Source organism: Rhodococcus sp. MH15 (assembly GCF_019266045.1).
Classification (GTDB): Bacteria; Actinomycetota; Actinomycetes; order Mycobacteriales; family Mycobacteriaceae; genus Rhodococcus_F; species Rhodococcus_F qingshengii.
Genome location: NZ_LPNP01000057.1, coordinates 1 through 19286 on the forward strand (window position 1 = coordinate 1; position 19286 = coordinate 19286).

At 61.5% G+C, this 19286-nt stretch carries 19 protein-coding genes and 1 pseudogene; 9 read left to right on the forward strand and 11 right to left on the reverse strand.

The genetic code is table 11. From position 1 onward, the window contains the following. Positions 1-120 precede the first annotated feature (120 nt). Positions 121-393: pseudogene (locus tag ATN37_RS03670) on the forward strand (HNH endonuclease family protein); the annotation flags it as partial. 16 nt (positions 394-409) lie between these two features. On the opposite strand, the gene ATN37_RS03675 reads toward ATN37_RS03670, so the two are convergent. The 4 genes from ATN37_RS03675 to ATN37_RS03690 all read right to left on the reverse strand — a co-directional run bounded on the left by ATN37_RS03675 (position 410) and on the right by ATN37_RS03690 (position 3980). Next, positions 410-580, reverse strand: a complete 171-nt coding sequence (locus ATN37_RS03675) for a hypothetical protein (protein WP_007734610.1) — start codon at positions 578-580, stop codon at positions 410-412. A 353-nt stretch (positions 581-933) separates the two neighbouring features. After that, positions 934-1302 (reverse strand): hypothetical protein, encoded by a 369-nt coding sequence (locus ATN37_RS03680; RefSeq protein ID WP_256933130.1) that lies wholly within the window; start codon positions 1300-1302, stop codon positions 934-936. Between the two features lie 289 nt (positions 1303-1591). After that, complete coding sequence (locus tag ATN37_RS03685; RefSeq protein ID WP_042452525.1) at positions 1592-2710, reverse strand: Ig-like domain-containing protein; 1119 nt, start codon at positions 2708-2710, stop codon at positions 1592-1594. A gap of 55 nt (positions 2711-2765) precedes the next feature. Next, on the reverse strand, positions 2766-3980 hold the full coding sequence (locus tag ATN37_RS03690; protein WP_218694769.1) for an Ig-like domain-containing protein: 1215 nt from the start codon (positions 3978-3980) through the stop codon (positions 2766-2768). Between the two features lie 297 nt (positions 3981-4277). Between ATN37_RS03690 and ATN37_RS03695 the strand changes: the two genes are divergently transcribed. From ATN37_RS03695 to ATN37_RS03705, 3 genes are read left to right on the forward strand one after another with little or no spacing between them, the layout of a single operon-like run. Continuing rightward, on the forward strand, positions 4278-5777 hold the full coding sequence (locus ATN37_RS03695; protein WP_256933131.1) for a SulP family inorganic anion transporter: 1500 nt from the start codon (positions 4278-4280) through the stop codon (positions 5775-5777). Between the two features lie 35 nt (positions 5778-5812). Next, positions 5813-6238 carry a MerR family transcriptional regulator gene (locus ATN37_RS03700; protein WP_063314938.1) on the forward strand — a complete coding sequence of 142 codons (426 nt, stop codon included), beginning with the start codon at positions 5813-5815 and terminating at the stop codon, positions 6236-6238. A gap of 26 nt (positions 6239-6264) precedes the next feature. Continuing rightward, the gene (locus ATN37_RS03705; protein ID WP_003945756.1) at positions 6265-6885 is read left to right on the forward strand and encodes an L-threonylcarbamoyladenylate synthase; all 621 of its coding nucleotides are present in this window, start codon (positions 6265-6267) and stop codon (positions 6883-6885) included. Between the two features lie 34 nt (positions 6886-6919). Here ATN37_RS03705 and ATN37_RS03710 read toward each other — a convergent pair whose 3' ends face one another. The 3 genes from ATN37_RS03710 to ATN37_RS03720 form a co-directional block, all read right to left on the reverse strand. Then, positions 6920-8833: an alkyl/aryl-sulfatase gene (locus ATN37_RS03710; protein ID WP_218694773.1), complete on the reverse strand. Its 1914-nt coding sequence runs from the start codon at positions 8831-8833 to the stop codon at positions 6920-6922. A gap of 99 nt (positions 8834-8932) precedes the next feature. Next, a complete protein-coding gene (locus tag ATN37_RS03715; RefSeq protein WP_054826166.1) occupies positions 8933-9496 on the reverse strand; it encodes a TetR/AcrR family transcriptional regulator in 564 nt (187 codons plus the stop codon). Next, complete coding sequence (locus ATN37_RS03720; RefSeq protein ID WP_042920218.1) at positions 9493-10728, reverse strand: cytochrome P450; 1236 nt, start codon at positions 10726-10728, stop codon at positions 9493-9495. The genes ATN37_RS03715 and ATN37_RS03720 overlap by 4 nt, the downstream gene beginning before the upstream one ends. Positions 10729-10836: 108 nt before the next feature. On the opposite strand from ATN37_RS03720, the gene ATN37_RS03725 reads away from it, so the two are divergent. Further along, positions 10837-11682, forward strand: a complete 846-nt coding sequence (locus ATN37_RS03725; RefSeq protein ID WP_218694775.1) for a hypothetical protein — start codon at positions 10837-10839, stop codon at positions 11680-11682. 109 nt (positions 11683-11791) lie between these two features. On the opposite strand, the gene ATN37_RS03730 is transcribed toward ATN37_RS03725, so the two are convergent. Next, positions 11792-11941 carry a hypothetical protein gene (locus ATN37_RS03730; protein ID WP_021343080.1) on the reverse strand — a complete coding sequence of 50 codons (150 nt, stop codon included), beginning with the start codon at positions 11939-11941 and terminating at the stop codon, positions 11792-11794. Positions 11942-12146: 205 nt separating this feature from the next. Between ATN37_RS03730 and ATN37_RS03735 the strand changes: the two genes are divergently transcribed. Beyond that, positions 12147-12908: an SDR family NAD(P)-dependent oxidoreductase gene (locus ATN37_RS03735; RefSeq protein WP_042452547.1), complete on the forward strand. Its 762-nt coding sequence runs from the start codon at positions 12147-12149 to the stop codon at positions 12906-12908. Here ATN37_RS03735 and ATN37_RS03740 read toward each other — a convergent pair. Continuing rightward, positions 12890-13102 (reverse strand): hypothetical protein, encoded by a 213-nt coding sequence (locus ATN37_RS03740; RefSeq protein WP_223304495.1) that lies wholly within the window; start codon positions 13100-13102, stop codon positions 12890-12892. The genes ATN37_RS03735 and ATN37_RS03740 overlap by 19 nt on opposite strands. 144 nt (positions 13103-13246) lie before the next feature. On the opposite strand from ATN37_RS03740, the gene ATN37_RS03745 reads away from it, so the two are divergent. The 3 genes from ATN37_RS03745 (at position 13247) to ATN37_RS03755 (ending at position 16517) form a co-directional block, all read left to right on the forward strand. After that, positions 13247-14191: an alpha/beta fold hydrolase gene (locus ATN37_RS03745; RefSeq protein ID WP_047269548.1), complete on the forward strand. Its 945-nt coding sequence runs from the start codon at positions 13247-13249 to the stop codon at positions 14189-14191. Between the two features lie 262 nt (positions 14192-14453). Then, positions 14454-15227, forward strand: coding sequence for a VOC family protein (locus ATN37_RS03750; protein ID WP_042452552.1), 774 nt, complete (start codon positions 14454-14456; stop codon positions 15225-15227). A gap of 135 nt (positions 15228-15362) precedes the next feature. Continuing rightward, the gene (locus tag ATN37_RS03755; RefSeq protein ID WP_042452555.1) at positions 15363-16517 is read left to right on the forward strand and encodes an alkaline phosphatase family protein; all 1155 of its coding nucleotides are present in this window, start codon (positions 15363-15365) and stop codon (positions 16515-16517) included. Here the strand turns inward: ATN37_RS03755 and murJ are convergent. Together murJ and ATN37_RS03765 are read right to left on the reverse strand one after the other, a co-directional pair. Continuing rightward, on the reverse strand, positions 16503-18131 hold the full coding sequence (gene murJ / locus ATN37_RS03760) for a murein biosynthesis integral membrane protein MurJ (protein WP_234550669.1): 1629 nt from the start codon (positions 18129-18131) through the stop codon (positions 16503-16505). The genes ATN37_RS03755 and murJ overlap by 15 nt on opposite strands. A gap of 97 nt (positions 18132-18228) precedes the next feature. Beyond that, positions 18229-19257: a beta-ketoacyl-ACP synthase III gene (locus ATN37_RS03765; RefSeq protein ID WP_003945837.1), complete on the reverse strand. Its 1029-nt coding sequence runs from the start codon at positions 19255-19257 to the stop codon at positions 18229-18231. Positions 19258-19286: the final 29 nt, after the last annotated feature.

A 19286-nucleotide genomic window follows, 5' to 3' on the forward strand; every position in this document is an offset into this window, starting at 1 on the left:
TGTCGGCGGTGTCATCGGCGTACCTCGCTGCCTGCAGATAACACCGTCGCCCACATATCCCGAATCCGTGGAAGGAAGCCCAGGATGATGTCAACGGCACTACCTACTAGCTACGGATTACATGTAGTCGCACTCTCGGACGCCTGGCAGAAGGGCGCACAACAGCTCGATACACAGACGCGAACCAATCTGGCCAACGACCCTCGAAACCTGCGCGCTGTCGACGGGCCCACGAACCAGAAGAAGTCGGATTCCGACGCGGCGACCTGGCTGCCACCCAACAAGGCCTACCGCTGCCAGTACGTGACTGCTCAAGTGGAAGTCAAAGCGGCATACGGTTTGTGGGTCACCCAAGCCGAACACGACACCATCGCAGACATTCTCGCGACCTGCTGAACTCTTGCGGTGATCAGCGGCCCTTGATCAGATACCGCACAATCGCCATTCCGAGCGCGAGGCCCACTACGGTGGCGAGCGCTGCAACCAGACCGTGACCGGTCAGTGCGACGAACACACCGGTGATGACTGCGACGACGGCAATGATCCCCGCGTCCACTCTGCTTTGACCACGTTCAGGCATGGCACTCTCTCGTGCTGTCAGGTCCGTCCGCTCCCCTCGTAGCGGACGGACCCAGCGGCAATCTGTCGAAATGCGCGAACTCCGGTGGCCTCACCGGGCTGACTTTGCGGGCGGTCCTGCGAGGCCGGCACGTCCCCCGGAGCCAACTCACATCGGTTCACGAAGTCCGTACCTTCGCAGAATATACCGATTGGTAGGTAATTACCGAGGGCTAAAGTCCCTGGTCATGGACTCATGCGACGAGTGGTCGGAAACTCGAGACGAACGAGCACATCCGCGAGGCGAGCGTCAGCCGAGATAGCAGAGGTCCGTGGCCACGGCCAGAGGCCCATCTGGAATCAGAGCGGCGACGTCTATAACCCGAAAAGTGATCCGAGATCCAACGATCCGACTGACGACACTCGCTTCCAATCAGAGCAATATGCGGTGGTGAAGCGAGAATCCGTCAAGAGAATCGTGACTGTCGCCGGTTCGAGGGTGCTTTCGAACTCGAGTACATTCAATTCACCATCGCCGTCGACTTTTGCTCGGCCGTATATGCACGGCATGTCAGCTGATACGGGCCCAGACGTCGTGTAGGTTCCCGGCAACACCTCCCACGGCACGTCGAACAGCCCGTGACCGGGAATCGTTCCCGGCGCTGCTGAGGCCGCAGACGTCCCGATCATTGCCACACCGACAGCTACTGCTGCAGCGGACGCGAGCAAACTAACCTTGCGCATTTTCCCTACCTTGTTCATACCTGAACCGCAGCGGCGAGTTCGAAGGCTTGTTGATGTAAGAACCCGCGGTTCGCGCAGTTCTTCAACTAACGGTAGTAAAAGGGCACGAGTTTTGGTGAGCTACCTTTTTGTGGTTCTGGCCCGATTTCCGTGACGGAGACTCCCATTGAGAAGATCAGAGAACGCCGGCGTTGCGGCTCTCGGCATGATTCGAACCTGTCATTCCAGCCTTCGATCACACACCCGCATTCGAGCCGAAACGTCGACGCTCCCCTGCCGTTTGGGTGACTCAGCCTCCGAGTGAGCCCGTCGGCAGCTTCGAGAAGATGTCCCCGAGGCTTCCGGTTCCACCAGGAGTTTCCGGTTCCGTCGGATCCACCGGCTCGACGACGATGACACCAGGCACGGTGACGGTCACGGTCTTGTCCGCAGATTCCGAAGAACTGAACTTCTTGGTACCCAAGAACTTTGCGGTGATGCGATGCTCGCCCTGGTCGCGGAACGGCCAGACCAGTTCTGCATGGCCATTGGAATCGACTGTGGCGCTGCCGATCTTCGTATCGCCGTCGAAGAACTCGACCGTTCCCTCACCCGGGTTCGGGTCGATACTCGCCGCAATCTTGACGTCTTCGCCCGTCAGTGCCTCCAGTGCGACAGCGACCATCGTCTCGGTCTGGTTGGTCGTGAAGACCTCGGTAGTCGAGAGGGCGTTGCGTCCTTCCCCCGCAGCAACACAATACCCAGCGGCATTGACCCACCGGGACTCACCGAAACTCATGCTCGTGTCTTTGATCTTGATGCTCGGGCTCGTCGCCCCGGCGCGCAGGTGCGTCGTCGCATTTCCCTCGTCGGACCGAGCTTCGAGTTTCAATTCGACTGCCGGCAAACGAAAGTCCGTGTTCGCCTTGACTTGCAGCCCTTCCTTGGGCTTGTTGTCGTTCGCGCTCGGACCGTCGTTGACTGTCTTGTTGCCGGTACCGGTAATTCGCAGGTACTCACCCGCCGGGTTCGCGTTTCCGTCTGCGCCCACCCGGAGCAGCACCGCAGTCTCGCCGGTCAAGTTGGACGACGAATCACCGACGAGGGAGTACGAAACCAGGGTTGCCCCTTGCGGTAGTGCGATGTCGTACTTGATACGACCGGTGTCCGAATCCGAACTACGCATGGTGCCTGGATGCAATTTCACTGTGAACTGTTCGCCGGGACGCACGGACGTGGGCGCCGTTACCTCCATGTTGTCGGAGAACGACGAATCCCAATCGGTGGCGCCGTCGACCCGGCACTTGTGTTCGAAGGAAACTGTCCGCGTCACGGTATCGGAAGCCGCTGCCACCGGCGCGGACACAGCGAGGAGTCCGGCCGCGAGTGCTGGTACGACAGCGCAAACTGCCAGAGTGCGGGGGTTCATGTGTTGCCTTTCAGAAGAACTCGGCCATTGAAAGTTCAGTGAGGTAGGACCGTGATCACTTGCCACCGAGCGAACCCGTTGGCAGCTGCGGCAGAACGGACTCGAGGCTGCCGAGACCGCCCGGAGTGCCCGGATCGGTCGGGTCGGGATCGACCGGACCTGTGGTGTCACCGGTCACCGTGAGTACGTGTGCCGCCGACGTGTACTTCGCCTCGTCTCCGGTAGCGGTGAATACTGCAGTCACGGACTTGGTACCCGCCTTACCGAAGGTGAGATCCAGGCGCGCAATACCGCGAACCACCGGCCGCGGGTCACCGACGGGTTTGCCGTCGACCATGAACTGTACTGTTCCCGTTGTGTTTTCCGGATCGACGTGAGAAGCAAAAGACACCTTGGTACCGGTCGCGGCGGTAGCCGGTCCTTCGAGCTTAGTCACGATGTCCGCGCCTGGCTCAGGATCAACGGGCCCCAGGTCCCCGTCGATCTTCGTGGATGCCAGGGCGCCGGCACCGGCATTGAGGGGGCCGGTCTCAGCGTCGCGCGGCGAGCAGGATGTGGGCGCCCAGATGGTTCCCGCGAGCCAGTGACTGACCTGAGGGAGGAAGGTCAAAAATGACTCGGGCCCGCCGAAAGTACCTGCAGCACCCGAAGTCCGGACATTGGTTTCGACTGCGCCGGACGGCCCGGCCTTTACGGTGATTCTGATCTTCGGAAAGACGATGTTGGTCTCGACTCCGGACTGAGCATTGATCGCAAGCCCGCCGTGCGCACCCGACGACGATGACGGACTGTTGCCGATCGCTTCGTTTGCGCCGGACAACCGGAGTATCGGACCGTCCGCTGCGGGAGTGCCGTCTTCGTTGACACGAATCACCGAAGCAGGTTTCCCGGCAATAACATTGCCCGGATCGGTGACCGTCGCCGAAACGAACTCCGCGTTGGTCGGAATCGGCAGATCAATCTTCAGACGCGAGATCTTCTTGACGCTTGCGCCGCTCACATCGTTCGGGATCTGGACGCTACCCGGATCCACGTCGATGTCGAAGACCTGACCTGGCGCGACTACCGTCGGAGCCGAAACCCGCACCGTAGCAGGCTTTCCGTCTGACGAAGGACCGGAGAACGCACTCGGAACTGCGCGGCACGTGACCTGGAACGTTGTCGACGTGGTTTCTGCAACGGGCGCCGCGGTTGCCGGAATCACGGACACAGCGGTTCCACCGGCAAGGAGGCCGGTAAGGAGCGCAGCATTCAGTAGGCGTTTTGACATGATGTCCTCTCGGAACAACCTGATTGACGTTTGCCGCCGAACTGTAACGGAGCCAGCGCCCGAGTTGACCCTTTTTCAATAAACAAAAACCACACAGTAGGTAAATACTTGGTAAGGGTTACTGGTCGTCACATCTGACCGCCGCCGCAGGCCTTTCCCCTCTCGATCAATCTCGCGATTCGAGATTCACTGCGGGGAAACACAATTCGACAGAAGTTCGCACCGTAGCGAGATCTCCGGTCATACTCTACCCTTACAGGAGGGTAGAGTATGAGAACCTCGTCAGGACGGAATCTCATGGCAGTAACCATCGCTTCATCCACCAACGACAATTCGGTTCGGGCCGCGCTCCGGTCACCTCACCGTCTCAAAACGGAGGTTTTGGCCGGACTGGTCGTGGCGTTGGCACTGATTCCCGAGGCGATCTCGTTCTCGATCATCGCCGGCGTCGATCCGCGGGTAGGACTGTTCGCGTCGTTCACGATGGCAGTGACCATCGCCGTCGTCGGCGGACGACCCGCAATGATCTCCGCAGCTACCGGCGCCGTCGCACTGGTCGTCGCTCCACTGACGCGCGAGTACGGAATCGACTACCTGATTGCGACAGTCCTTCTGGCCGGCCTTCTCCAGATCGTGCTGAGCCTCCTGGGCGTCGCAAAGTTGATGCGCTTCATTCCGCGCAGCGTCATGGTGGGATTCGTCAACGCACTCGCCATCTTGATCTTCATCGCCCAACTCCCCCACCTGATCGATGTTCCGTGGCTCGTCTACCCACTCCTTGCAGTCGCACTTCTGCTACTCGTATTCCTGCCGAAACTGACGAACGCCGTCCCGGCTCCACTGGTGGCAATCGTGCTACTGACAACCGCCACAGTCGTTTTCGCGTTCGATGTCCCCAACGTCGGCGACGAGGGCGAGCTTCCGTCGAGCCTACCGACGCTACTGTTCCCCGATGTCCCCCTGGACATGCACACACTGTCGATCATTGCGCCGTACGCATTGGCCATGGCGCTCGTCGGACTCCTCGAATCGTTGATGACGGCCAAGCTCGTCGACGGCGTCACGGATACTCAATCGAACAAGACCCGAGAAGGGTGGGGCCAAGGCGTCGCGAACATCGTCACCGGCTTCTTCGGGGGCATGGGAGGGTGCGCGATGATCGGCCAGACCATGATCAACGTCAAGGTCTCCGGCGCTCGCACTCGAATCTCGACTTTCCTGGCGGGCGTGTTCTTGCTGATACTCGTCGTCGGCCTCGGCGATGTGGTGGCGTTGATTCCCATGGCCGCATTGGTGGCCGTCATGATCATGGTCTCTGTCGGCACTTTCGATTGGCACAGCATCAATCCGAAGACCCTGCGCCGCATGCCGATCGGCGAGACAGTGGTCATGTTGGTCACCGTGGTAGTCACCGTCGCGACCCACAATCTTGCCTACGGCGTGATCGTCGGAGTGATCACCGCGATGGTCATCTTCGCTCGCCGCATCGCGCATCTCACCGAAGTGATCGACGTCGCGCATCCGGACGAGGACACCCGTGTCTATGCGGTTCGAGGCGAACTGTTCTTCGCATCCAGCAACGATCTGATCTACCAGTTCGACTACGCCGGCGACCCGAAGAACATTGTCATCGATCTGTCCGAGTCTCATGTCTGGGACGCGTCGACCGTCGCGACACTAGACGCCATCACCACCAAGTACGCGGCCAGAGGCAAGAATGTCGAGATCGTGGGGCTCGACGACGCATCGGCCGAGCGCCACCTGCGCCTGTCCGGTCGCCTGGGTGACGGTCACTGAGAGTATGGAGGCCCAGCGCGAGGAAAGTGGGAGTGATGTCTGAGCCGGAACATGCGGGCCAAGGGCCGAACATGCAGATCGGACAGGTTGCCGAACGCACCGAACTGTCGATCAAGACGATTCGTCATTACGACGAGGTCGGTCTGGTTACTCCGTCCGAGCGGAGCGCCGGAGGATTCCGCCTCTATACCGAGGCCGATGTCCAACGGCTACTGGTAATCCGACGAATGAAGCCGCTCGGATTCAGTCTCGAAGAAATGAAACAACTTCTCGATTCTCTGGCAGTGCTCGACGACGAAGCTTCGGACGCGTCAACGCGCACCGCTGCAACCGAATTCGTCACCGACTGCCACACCCGGGCGGAAGAAAGCTGCACACACTTACGTAAGCAACTCGCCTACGCCGAAGAGCTGACGGGTTTGCTCGCCGACCACAGTCTCAACGGTGAACGGCATTCGTGATCTGCAAGCTGAACTAAGCTGAGTTGATGGCCCGATACTTCGACGTTCACCCGGAAAACCCGCAGCCGCGCGCGATCAGCCAGATCGTCGAAATGCTGCGCAACGACGCGGTCATCGCCTACCCCACCGACTCCTGCTACGCCCTGGGCGCCCGAATGGACAATCACTCGGGCACCGATCGGATCCGCGAGATCCGTCATCTGCGTTCGGACCATCACTTCACGCTGGTCTGTGCCGATTTCGCGCAGCTCGGGCACTTCGTCCACGTCACCAACTCGGCGTTCCGCGCGGTGAAAGCGGCTACGCCTGGGCAGTACACGTTCATCCTTCCCGCCACGAAGGAAGTTCCGCGTCGGCTGGCACACGCCAAGAAGAAGACCGTCGGAGTGCGTATCCCCAGCCACCCGGTAGTGCGGGCACTCTTGCAAGAGTTGGGTGAACCCATCCTCTCCAGCACCCTTCTCCTGCCCGGCGCCGAGGAACCGATGACGGACGGCTGGCAGATCAAGGAAGAACTCGACCACCAACTCGACGCCGTCATCGACTCGGGTGACTGCGGAACCGAACCCACCACAGTCGTCGACTATTCGTCCGGTGTTCCCGAAATCGTGCGGGTCGGCGCAGGAGATCCTTCTCGTTTCGAATGATCCCCCACCCGGGCCACATCATGGAGTCGACCAGTCACGGCGTGACGATATCGAACCACAGATCGAAGTCCTCCAGCAGCGAGATGAACGTCTCCAGTTCGGACCGATCTCCCACAGCTTTTGCCGTTCCGGCCTTGATGGATTCGGTGAGCGAGGTCGTTCCCAGATACACCTCGTTGAACACGGCACGGGTCAAGGTCAGAGTCAGGGCGGCCGAAGCATCTGCCTTGTCCATGTCGTAGTTCAGCACGCCGTTGCGCACTGTGACCAGGACGTTGTCCGCGGTGTCGGACAATACGAATCGCAACGACAGGTCTACATCGGCTGCTTTGGGACCGTCGAGGCGAACTGCCCAGAAATCCAGCATCTGTTCGAGCGGCATCACTGCGACCACGGCCGGGCCGGTGGGGTTGTTGGACGGCATCGGTGCCAGCGGATGCCGCAATTCCATCGCTCCGACCAGGTAGAAGTTGCGCCACGTACCGTTCTCGGCTTGGTAGCCGAGTTGTTCGTACGTGTCCGCCAACAACTCTCGCGCTTTCTGATTGCTCGGATCGGCGAACACCAGATGGTTCACCAGCTCGGCCGCCCAGCGGTAGTCGCCGTCGTCGAACGCCTGCTTGCCCTTGGTCAAAAGTGCGTCCGGTCCGCCGACGGCTTCGACGTAGCGCTTGCCGTTCTCCACCGGCGGATGGGGATTGAGGTGAGCGGGAACGCCGTCGAACCAACCGAGATAGAAGGTGTAGATCGCTTTGACGTTGTGACTGAGCGAGCCGTAGTACCCACGGTTGTACCACTGCTTTCCGATCGCGTCGGGTACCTCGATCTGGTCGGCAATCTCTACCGGTGTCAGTCCCTTGTTGGCAAGGCGCAACGTCTGATCGTGCAGATACTTGTACAGATCTGCCTGATCCGACATCAGCTTCAAGATCTTGTCGTTGCCCCACGTGGGCCAATGATGCTGCGCAAAGATGATTTCGACGTCGGGGAACAGTTCCATTGCCAGACGCACGTAGTGCGACCACGCTTTGGCGTCGCGAGTCTTGGCGCCGCGCAACGTGTATAGATTGTGCATCGTGTGCGTGACGTCCTCAGCTGACCCGAGCGCCTTGAAATCTGGTAAATAGAAGAGCATTTCGGATGGCGCTTCGGTTCCCGGCGCGAGCATGAACGTCACGCGCACACCGTCGATGACCTCTTCGTGCACCGGTTCGGTGATGACGTCGGTAGGCACGGCGAACGTCGAAGTGCCGTGCGAAGTGGACAGGCCGAGACCACCGGATACCTGCCCTTGTGGCCCCGGACGCAGGAACGATCCGTACATGTACATTCCGCGACGTGTCATCGCCGTGCCGGCAAGTACGTTCTCGGAAATCGCTTCCTCCGTGAAACTGTCTGGTGCGTAGACCTTTACGGCACCGGACTCGATCTCTTCGTCGGTGACAAATCCTTTGACACCGCCGAAGTGATCGCCGTGGGAGTGCGTGAAGATGATTGCCTTGACCGGAACCTTCGGGCGGTGCTGGTAGTACAACTCCAGCGCGAGAGCGGCTGTTTCCGCGGACATCAGAGTGTCACCGATGATCAACCCGGTGTCGCCCTCGATGATCGTCGTGTTCGACAAGTCCTGGCCGATCACCTGGTACAGACGATCAGCCAGCTTGAACAGTCCACCGCCCTTTCCCATTAAAGTGGCTTGGCGCCACAGACTCGGGTTGACGGTATCCGGTGCATCGCCGTCGGCGAACCCGTAGGCGTCGTACGAGAAGATGAACTGCCCTTTGTCACCTTTGACCAGTCCGCCATCGATGAGCGGTGCCACGAGACCTCGAGAAATCAGTTCGAAGTCGAAGGTGTCGTCGAAAGGAAGGTCACGGAGAACCTGGGCATTTGCCAGGCGAGTCGCTTCGGTGGCGGGCTTGGGGTCGAGTTCGGACGGTGTAGTCATCTTCTCTTACGCTCCTCGGGAACTCGCGGTGACCTGTGTCGGGATATCGGTTCATCCTCGATCCCCACGCAGCCCTCGCACATCACCCGGAAGGGATGATCAGGTGGCCCGTCCAGCAATCAACAGCGCAACGACGAACTCACGCACCAACGTCCGCTCGTCGTTCTCGTCCGCCCCCGGCACCATGAGCAGCGAGAGAATCACTCGCACGATCCAGCGCGCCCGCGACGCTGTGCCTGCTCCGAGTTCACCGAGCATGGCGACACCAAGTCCGTTGATGACGTCGGATGAATTGGCAAGTTCACCGGCAAGACTCGCATCGCCCGGGGTGAACCATGCAGCCAACGTCGGAGTGCTACGCACCGCGGACACTGCAGTGAGTATGGCCGTCTCCAGACGCTCACTCGGATCGTCGATGGTCGCTACCGATTCCGCGATCGCAGTTCCCAGCCTGCGAGCTTCGCGGTGAACGAACGCAATGTGAAGAGCCTGCCGATTCTCGAAGTACCGATACAAGGTGGCCCGGGAACATCCTGCAGCAGAGGCTATCTCCGCCATACCGACCGCATTGACGCCTTTCGCGACGAACAATTGTGCCGCGCTGTCGAGGATCTTCTCGGCTGCCGCCAAGGCGCGCCCCTCTCCGAGCCAGTCGTTGCTCATGGCCGAGTCACCGACATCGGAGCCGAGAGCGGACGGCGCACGTAGTTGCCCGGCGCGTATTGCATCGCGTCGATGTCGACATGGAAGTCGGGAATCCGGGAGAGTAACTCTTCCAACGCAACTCGAGCCTGCATCCGAGCTGCCGACGCCCCCAGACAGTGGTGGGCGCCATGACTGAAGGTGAGAATCTTCTGCGGTCGACGCAAGACGTCCAACTCCGCCGCGTCGGGTCCGTACTTCTCGGGATCACGATTGGCCGCACCGTACATCAGCAGAACCTTACGTCCTGCCGGAATCACTTTGCCACCCAAGGCCACATCTCGCGTCGTGGTGCGTGCCAGTCCTTGGACCGGCGAGGTGAGTCGAAGCAACTCGTCGACCGCGTCGGTGATCAATGCGGGATCGTCCAGCAGGATCTGACGCTGGTCGAGGCGTTCGGTCAGCATCGCCACCGAACCACCCAGCATTCCTGTCGTGGTGTCGTTTCCACCGGCCACCATGGTGAAGGCGAAGCCCAGAATCGACAGCAGGCCGGACATGTCGCCGTCTTCACCGAGTCCAGCGGCGAGTAGGTGCGAAATCGTGTCGTCACCCGGTTCGACCTTGCGGCGTTCGATCAGCGAAGCGAAGTACATCATCAGCTCACCGGTGGCGGCCTGCGCCGTCGTCGCTGCCGCGGCCACACCACCTGCCGAATTGGCAGCGACAATGGCTTCGGTCCAGCCGTCGAACTGGTCACGGTCCGATTCCGGCACACCCAGATAGTGTGCGACAACCATAGACGGCAACGGTTTGAAGAGCTCGACGACGATATCGCCGCTGCCACGCGCTTTCAGCGCCTCGATACGTTCGACGACAAATTCGCGAACCATCGGCTCGACCGCCGATACCTGACGCGGAGTGAAACCCTTCGACACCATGCGCCGGAACTCCGACTGCACTGGCGGATCCTGCATCACGAACGGCGGATTGTCCTGCATCCCGATCTGTTCGAGTTCACCGTAGACAGTGGTCAATCCCTTTGCCGACGAATACGTCTCGTAGTCGCGAGCGGCGTTGTAGACGTCTTCGTGACGGGTGAGCACCCAGTAGTCGTCCTGCGGCGCAGCTTCCGGCACAACGTTGTGCACCGGGTCGTTCTCGCGCAATGCGTCGTACATGGCCCAGGGCGAACGCCAGGACTCCCCGGTGGAAGGTACAAACCGTGGCGAATGTGACACAGAAGTTGTCATGACTCGACTATGAGACAAATAGCCGAATGTGTCAACGTTCTACGATCAACCGTTCCCACGAGCAGCATTGAGTAACTCGCATCCACGCAGAGCACTATCGTGTGTCGGGTGATCACGGATCCGAAGAATCATCCGAACAGCGCTGACGCCGGGCGCCGCGCCGTGGTTGCGGTCCTGCTCCCCCGCGAACATCTCCCCTTCATCAGAGACTGGTGCCTGCACCACATCGAGCAAGGCTGGGAGGTTGTTCTCTACGACAACACCGGTTCCGTCGGGTCCACCCGCAAGACAAGCGCATTCAGCCTCAACCGTTGGCACGGCCGCAGCGAGGACAAGAGAGGCAACTCTTACGGCGCCTTCACCCGATCGATGTCGGACAGTGAAGTTCAGGTCGCATTCCGCAAAGAACTGCACGACCTTCCGGTGACGATCGTCGACTGGCAACCGCGCGACGCGGACGGTCGGATCGTGCACGGACAGGTAGAGGCGTACGTCGATTACGTGAGCCGGTACCGCGACACCGTCGCATGGGCAGCATTCATCGACGCCGACGAATACCTCCAACACGCACCAGGATTGGACTGGGAGGTTCTACTTGCCGGCGTTACTCAAGCGGGTTCGCACCGCGTCGTTCTCGATGCTCTGGTCTACGAATCCAGGTGGACGCGCGACGGGCAATTGCGAGACGTCGAGGAATTGAAATGCCTTGGGCTACAGAGCCATGGTTGCAAGAACATACTGAGGCTGTCGGAGATTTTGCGAGCAGACGTCTACTGGGGATGGAAGACAAGCGAACCGGCCAGCCTGGTGCGGCCCGACCGATCCCTCTTCTACTTCCGCCATTACCGCGGTTCGGAGGCGGCACTCGACTTCTCTCCGCTGCCGAACTTCGGGCCCCAGGTCCACGAAGAAGGTGTGGATGTGCCGGCAAAGATCGACGTATCACAAAAATGAATGTGCCTGCAAGACACAGGTATTCATCTGCAGGCAAACCTCCGGCCCGCATCCACGAAGGCAATATCTTCAGAATGCGAGCCGGAGGAAATCTGACTGCAGAAGCAGATCAGGAAGCGCTGTTGCCACCGAAGAGTGCAGCAATCGTGGCGACGGCTGCGATGCCGCTAACGATGCCGGCGATCGGGCCGAGAACCTTGGCCAGGTCCGTGAGCGGTCCGGTGGTTGCGTTGGCTGCAATGCTGCTGGTGTATGCCATGTCTAGCTCCTCATCATGGAATGTGTACGCGGTCCGCGCGCCCGGTATGTAACGGCGCTCACAATATACGTAAGACGACCGAAATTTGAAGCGGTGCCGCTGAGTGGGACGTAACTCACATCTCATCCAGCGGGAACCCACGAGTAACAATGCGCGATTCGGACAACGCTTCGGGAACCGTTGAATGACGAGCAGGAGAACAGCAGTGGGCAAGTTGGATGGAAAAGTGGCCCTGATCACTGGCGCAGGGCAAGGCGTCGGCCAGGGAGTTGCGTTTGCGCTCGCCAAGGAGGGCGCTTCCGTCGCGGTCGCGGGCCGCACTGAGTCGAAACTCGTCGTCACATGTAACGAGATCGCCGAACGCGGAGGCCGTGCCGAACCGGTGCTCATGGATATCGCCGACGCGGATTCCATCACCGGAGCCGTGGCGCGAACGGTGGAACTGTTCGGCGGCGTCGACATTCTGATCAACAACGCCAGCCTCAACCCGCTCGGCAACGTCCTCGACCTCACTCCGGAGCGCCTTGCCGACGGATTGACGTCCGGCCCCGTCGCGACTCTGCGAACCATGCAGGCCTGTTACCCGTTCATGAAGGAGCGCGGCGGCGGGGCAATCATCAACATGGTCAGCTCCGTGGCCGTCCGCTGGGACGCTGCCGGCTACGGCGGCTACGCGGCCGTGAAGGAATCCGTCCGAGCCCTCAGTCGCGCGGCAGCATGCGAATGGGGCGTCGACGGGATCCGGGTCAACGCGGTTGCTCCCCACGCGTCGTCGCCGGGGCTGCAGCGGTGGGCAGATGCACGCCCGGAGGAGGCTGCCGCCTTTGTTGCCGGGATTCCGCTACGGAGGATCGGCGACTGCGAAACGGACATCGGAACCGCGGTGGCTTTCCTGGTCGGCCCGGATGCCGCGTATCTGACTGGAGCAACAATTCCGCTCGACGGTGGTCAGTCGCGCTGGGGCTGAGAGCTGGCGTCGTCGAAGGCAAGCACCGCCGACTTGGCTTCGGCGATCGGGCGGCGGAAAACGAAACCGACCAGAACGGATGCCAAAACCAACGCGGCCAGCACTATGAGCCCGACCATCCACCACATGGTTTTCAGTATGCCCGAACCGACCTCCGCCGGACGCGCGCCACGGCCGCCGGACAGCGATGACAACCGCGAAAAGTGCTGAACACCAGTCAAATTCCGTTTTGCCCGTTTCCTGAGCTTCCTGAGAATCCGTGATCGATGACACATATTCGGATCCCGAACCGGAACGAGTGCGTGACTACGACGACACCTCGGTGCATCCTGGCAGGTATGGAATCCGCTGTTTCGGCCCAACTCGTCGACGGAAGCACCCTCACACACCCGTGGGGCGGGACAAGCAACATCACCGATCTCGGCGGTGACGTTCACTGGATCGACTTCGGCGGTCCCAGCGGAGCGCCGCCCATCGTGCTCGTTCACGGTCTGGGCGGCTCGCACCTGAACTGGGTGCGGGTCGCACCGGCGCTGGCGGCGCGCACGCGCGTGTACGCACTTGACCTCGCCGGATTCGGACTCACCTCTGCCCGTGGGCGACACACCGGCGTCGACGCCAACGCAGTACTTCTGAATCGCTTTCTCGACACAGTGGTGGGTGAGCCCGCCGTCCTGTTCGGCAATTCCATGGGCGGAATGGTCTCGGCAATGTCGACCCATGCCAGTCCCGAATCAGTCGCCGGCCTGGTCCTGGTGGATCCGGCGCTCCCCCTGCCCGTCCAACTTCCCGATCTGACCGTCGCCGCCCAATTCGCGCTCTACTCGATGCCGTACGTCGGTGAGCAGGTTCTCGGCTTCGGACGCCGAAAGATGTCAGACCGGCAGTTGGCCGCTCAGATGACCAGATTGTGTTTTGCCGATCCGACGCGAGCCGACCCCGCGGTCCTCGACGCGGGCGCTGCCTTGACGGCGATTCGCCGCAACGAACCTACCCAGGATGCCGAATTCCTTCAGGCAGCACGGTCACTGCTGATGACCCTCGCCCGTCCTGCCTCCTATCGAAAGACATTGCGAGAGATCACGACTCCGACGCTCCTGATGCACGGCGATCGCGATCGGCTTGTCCCAGTCGAGGCCGCACGGGCAGCCGCTGCTGCACATCCACACTGGACCACCATCATTCTCGGCGACACCGGTCACACCCCACAATTGGAGATTCCGGACGAGTTCACCCGTCATGCGCTCGCGTGGCTCGATCGCACGGGGCTGATCAGGAGCTGACACGTACCAACACTCCCCGGTGGAACGCCCTTGCCGATCGAGCAAGTGCCCCATCAACTTCGGAGTATCAAGAACGATTCGGCGGTCGTCTACGTTGGCAGGTCCGGCCCACCGGGGAACGCGAAACGGACACATACCCCAAAGCTCTCGAACCCTGGGAATGTGTCGGGGTACGCGCGTAGCGTGAGATTCAGGCCTTCCTCGGCCAAGCATTTCCGCGTCCCCTGCTTGTGTATCCGTTTCGGTTAAGGAGAGTTTTCAGATGCCCGCACGCACAGCGCTCGACGGAACACCCTGTTGGATCGACCTCACCAGCTCCGACACCGAGGTTGCCAAATCCTTCTACACCAACGTGTTCGGCTGGCAGGCTGACACAAACGACGACCCGCAGTACGGCGGCTACGCGATCTTCAGCAAAGACGGGCAGCCCATCGCCGGGCTCGGACCCCAGCAGGAGGGAAACCCCTACGGCAACGTGTGGACCACCTACATCTCCTCGACTGATGCGGCAGCGTCGGCGTCCAAGGCCCAAGCCGCGGGCGGAACGATCATGATGCCGTCGATGCAGGTCGGTCCTCAGGGCAGCATGGCGATCGTGGGCGATCCGGCCGGTGCCGTCGTCGGCATCTGGCAGGCAGATCAGCATCACGGCTTCGGTTTGGTCGGCGAGGCCGGAGCGCCGGTCTGGCACGAGACCTTGTCCAAGAACTACGCCGCGGTCCTGCCGTTCTACACCGACGTGTTCGGCTGGACTTACGAGTCGATCGGTGACAGCGACGAGTTCCGGTACTCACAGGCCAAGCAGGGCGACACCGTCGTCGCCGGTTTGATGGATGCCAGCTCGTTCCTCCCGGCAGAGGCGCCGTCGTTCTGGCAGGTGTACTTCGGGGCGGACGACACCGATGCGGCCGTCGCCAAGGTCGTCGAATTCGGCGGCAGCGTCTTGCGCGATCCCGAGGACACGCCCTTCGGTCGTCTCGCGTCGGTGGCCGATCCACTAGGTGCCAAGTTCCAGATCTCCACGATCATGGAATGACTCTCCGCGCGGAGGCCGCACCGGTCCGCGGTCTCTGCGCGCTGATCATCTGGAAAGTCCGGATTTGACCGCACAGATTTGAACACTCGCCCAGAAGGTATGCAGTTTTCTGCGTCCAACGCCTAATCTCATGGGATGCCCGCCCCCGCCCCTCTCCTCGATGTGTACTCGCAGCCGACTCTGTCGACGCTTGCGCCGTCGGTACTCGCTTCTCTCGGAGTGAGCGGCGAAGCGAACCGTCTCGATCTACAGCCCAGCAAGAAGACCGTAATTCTGCTGGTAGACGGGATGGGCGCGAATTTGCTCGCCCGCAACGCCGAACACGCACCATTCCTGAATTCACTGATCGGAACGCCCATCCGGGCAGGCTTCCCCACGACGACGGCCACCAGCATCGTCTCACTGGGGACCGGTCTGCCTTCGGGAGCGCACGGCATCACCGGCTACCAGTCCTACGTCGAAGAAGCCGATTCGGTGTTCAACTGGCTGGGTTGGCACAGCGCGGGCAAGAAGGAATCTCAGACCGACTCCATCGTCCCGGAGACCCTGCAGCCGCAGGCAACGACGTTCGATCGCGCCGCCGCAGCCGGCATCACCGTTACAACCGTCGTACCGTCGAAGTTCGACGGCAGCGGCCTCACCCGTGCCGGGATGCGCGGTGCCCAGTTCGCCGGAATCCAGGCATACGGAGACCTCCTCGCTCGCACCGTGGCGGCGTCGAAATCTGCCGACCGCACGTTCACGTACTGCTACATCAGCGAGATCGATGCACTCGGCCACGTCTACGGACCCGAGTCCGAGCCGTGGATCTTCCAACTGATGCTGGTCGATCGACTGGTCGAGCAACTGGCCGCGGCTCTCGGCCCGGACGTGAGATTGCTGGTGACGGCAGACCACGGAATGGTCGACGTGTCGGACGAGAACAAGATCGACTTCGACAACACTCCGATTCTGTCCAAAGATGTACTCGCTCTTGCCGGTGAACCTAGATGTCGTCACATCCACACCCGAGAAGGCGCTGCACAAGATGTTGCGGACCGCTGGCGCGCCGAACTGGGTGACCGCATGTGGATCGGGACGAGGTCCGAGGGCATAGTCGCAGGATTGTTCGGGCCTGCAGTGCATTCCGAGTATCACGGCCGGATCGGTGATGTCATCGCCATTGCGTCCGGGGACGTGGCCGTCGTACGTCGATCTGTCGAATCGGGACTGTCCGGCCTCCGTGGACAGCACGGCGCCCTCACTCCGGACGAACTGCTGGTACCGCTCTTGTCCTCAGGACAGCAGTAGGGTTCGCGCCCGGCGAATCTCGGGAACACCGACGACCTTGCATGCACCCAACAGGACGACGGCACCGATGGCCGCACCCGCCGACAATGAAATAACAGCAGCAAGCCTGGGCTCGGGAACTCGGTTCTGAACCGCCACCACCAAAGCGAGCGCACAACCACCTGCCAGAATTGCCGCCGCCGAAATCCTTCCGACGGTGGCCTGCACGCGACGGAATCCCAACAGCCCGTATCGCTTTCGAAGAAGGATGTGGCCGAGTACCGCTCCACACACGTAGGAGAACGAGCCGGCGGCACAGACGGCCAGGACCAGCCTTTCGTCACTCGCCGACAGTGACGCAAGAAGGACGAGCACAGTCTTGGCGACCACCATCACCAGGGCGATCACCGCGGGAGTTCGGGTGTTGTTGTCGGCGTAGAACACTCGCAGCTGAAGCATGACCATCGCAAAGGGCACCAGCCCGAATGCACTGACCGCAACGGCCGTCCCGATCAACCGGGCACTGCTGCCGTCGACCCGGCCGAAGAAGATCAAGGTGGTCAACGAGGGGCCGAACACCATGAGCGCCACAGTGACCGGAATCAGCGCCACCACTGAATACCGGGCTCCCCGGCCGAGATCGGATACGACGCCGACGTCGTCACCCGCAGCAACCGACCTGGCGATCCGCGGCATCAGCACCGTCAACAACGACACACCGAGAATGCCGTACGCCACTTGAAACAGCAGATCCGCGTGCGTGTACATCGAGTAGACGTGACGGGAGAGAGTGACCTTCATCGTCACCCACACACCGATCTGGCCGGCAACGACGTACACAAGTACCCAGCCGAGCAACGGCGCCCCGACGCGCACCGGTCGCCAGGTGTGCGGTACGACGCGCACGCGAAGGCGCCACCGAAACCCGTTGCGGTGCAGCGCTCGAGCAACGACGGCGGTTTGCGCCACGATCCCGAGCAGAGTGCCGATACCGATCACCAGAACCTGCGCGGTGGTCATCGACTCGGGAGTCAGAGCCACCGGTCCCGGGATACACAGGAAGACCGCGACCGTCACCAGAAGGACGACGTTGTTGATCACCGGTGCCCAGGCCGGCGCGCCGAACACCGATCGAACGCTGAGCACAGCCGTCATCATCGCCGTGACGCCGTAGAAGAAGATCTCCGGAAGAAGCAAGTACGCGAAGAGCGTCGTGAGCTCTCGTTGAGCCGGATCATCGATCACGGCCGAGACCAGAGGCGGCGCGCACACCACGGCCACTACCGTCACGAGCGCAAGAGCCAGCGCTCCGACGGTGAGAACGCGCTGCGTCTGCTCTCGTTCGAGCGTCCGCCCACGGCTCCGTTGCCGCGTCAGATACGGAAGCAGGACGCTGGCGAGAATCCCGCCGAGGAGGAGCTGATAGACCATGTTCGGGAAGCTGTTGGCCGCGTTGTACGCATCACTGACCAGGGCGATGCCCAGGACCGCGGCAAGGGCAAGGGTGCGGACGAAGCCGGTGATCCGACTGACCGTGCTGGCGAGCGCCACTTGCCCGCCCATCTTCGCCAAGCTGCCGCCCGTCACACCATTACGTTCGGACTCCCGTTCGGACTCCCCCACGTTCTCGACCATCTCGCCAGAGTGCCACATCGCAGATGTTCGACGATCCGGACGGAAACGGAAGGGCGCCCCGAACCGTGGGTTCGAGGCGCCCTTCCGTAAGGAAAAATCAGGCGGATTCTGCTCCAGCCAACGGCGGCATGACGACAACCTGACCGGCGAAGGACAGACCCGCACCGAAGGCGAGAAGCAATGCCTTGTCGCCCGGCTTGCACTGGCCGTCGCGCAGCATCTGCTCCATGGCGAGCGGGATCGAGGCCGCGGACGTGTTGCCCGTCTCGGCGATGTCGTTGGAGACGGGGAAGCCCTCGGGCAGCTTCATGCTGCGAGCGATGACCTCGTTGATGCGCTGGTTTGCCTGGTGCGGCACAAAAGCGTCGATGTCCTCGATACCCAGCCCCGACTTCTCCAGGGTGCGAGTGGCGACCTTGCCCATCTCGAAGGCAGCCCAGCGGAACACCGCGGTGCCGGCCATCTTGATCCACGGCCGAGGTCCGGTCGGGTTCTTGGTGTAGTCGAGCCAGCTGGGCTCCTGAACGATGGCGTCGGACTGGCTGCCGTCCGAACCCCACTCGACCGGGCCGATTCCGACGGTGTCGCTCGGGCCGACGACAACTGCGCCTGCGCCGTCACCGAAGATGAAGCGAACGCTGCGATCGGTGGGCTCGGTGGCCTCGCTCATCAACTCGACGCCGACGACGAGTACGTGATCAACCGTGCCACCGCGAACGAGATCGCTGGCCACTGCAAGAGCGGTACAGAAACCGGCGCAGCCTGCCGCGACGTCGAATGCAGCCGGACCCTTGATGCCGAGCTCGTGGGCGACGATGGACGCAGCCTGGGGAGTCTGCAGGTCCCACGTCGACGTCGCGATGATCACGGCGCCGATCTGCTCGGGTGCAATGCCGCTGACGTCCAGTGCTTTACGGGCAGCGCTGATCGACATCGCGAGGATGCCTTCACCTTCGCCGGAGAACCGGCGCGACTTGATACCCGATCGCGTCTGGATCCACTCGTCGGTGGAATCGATCAGCTCGCAGATCTCGTCGTTGGTCACGACTCGCTCCGGGCGGTGAACGCCGAGCCCGAGAAGGACGGACTGCCGACCTCCGGCCACACTGGCAATCGGCTTACCCATTGATCGATCTCCTCGTTGGTTTCTGGTGA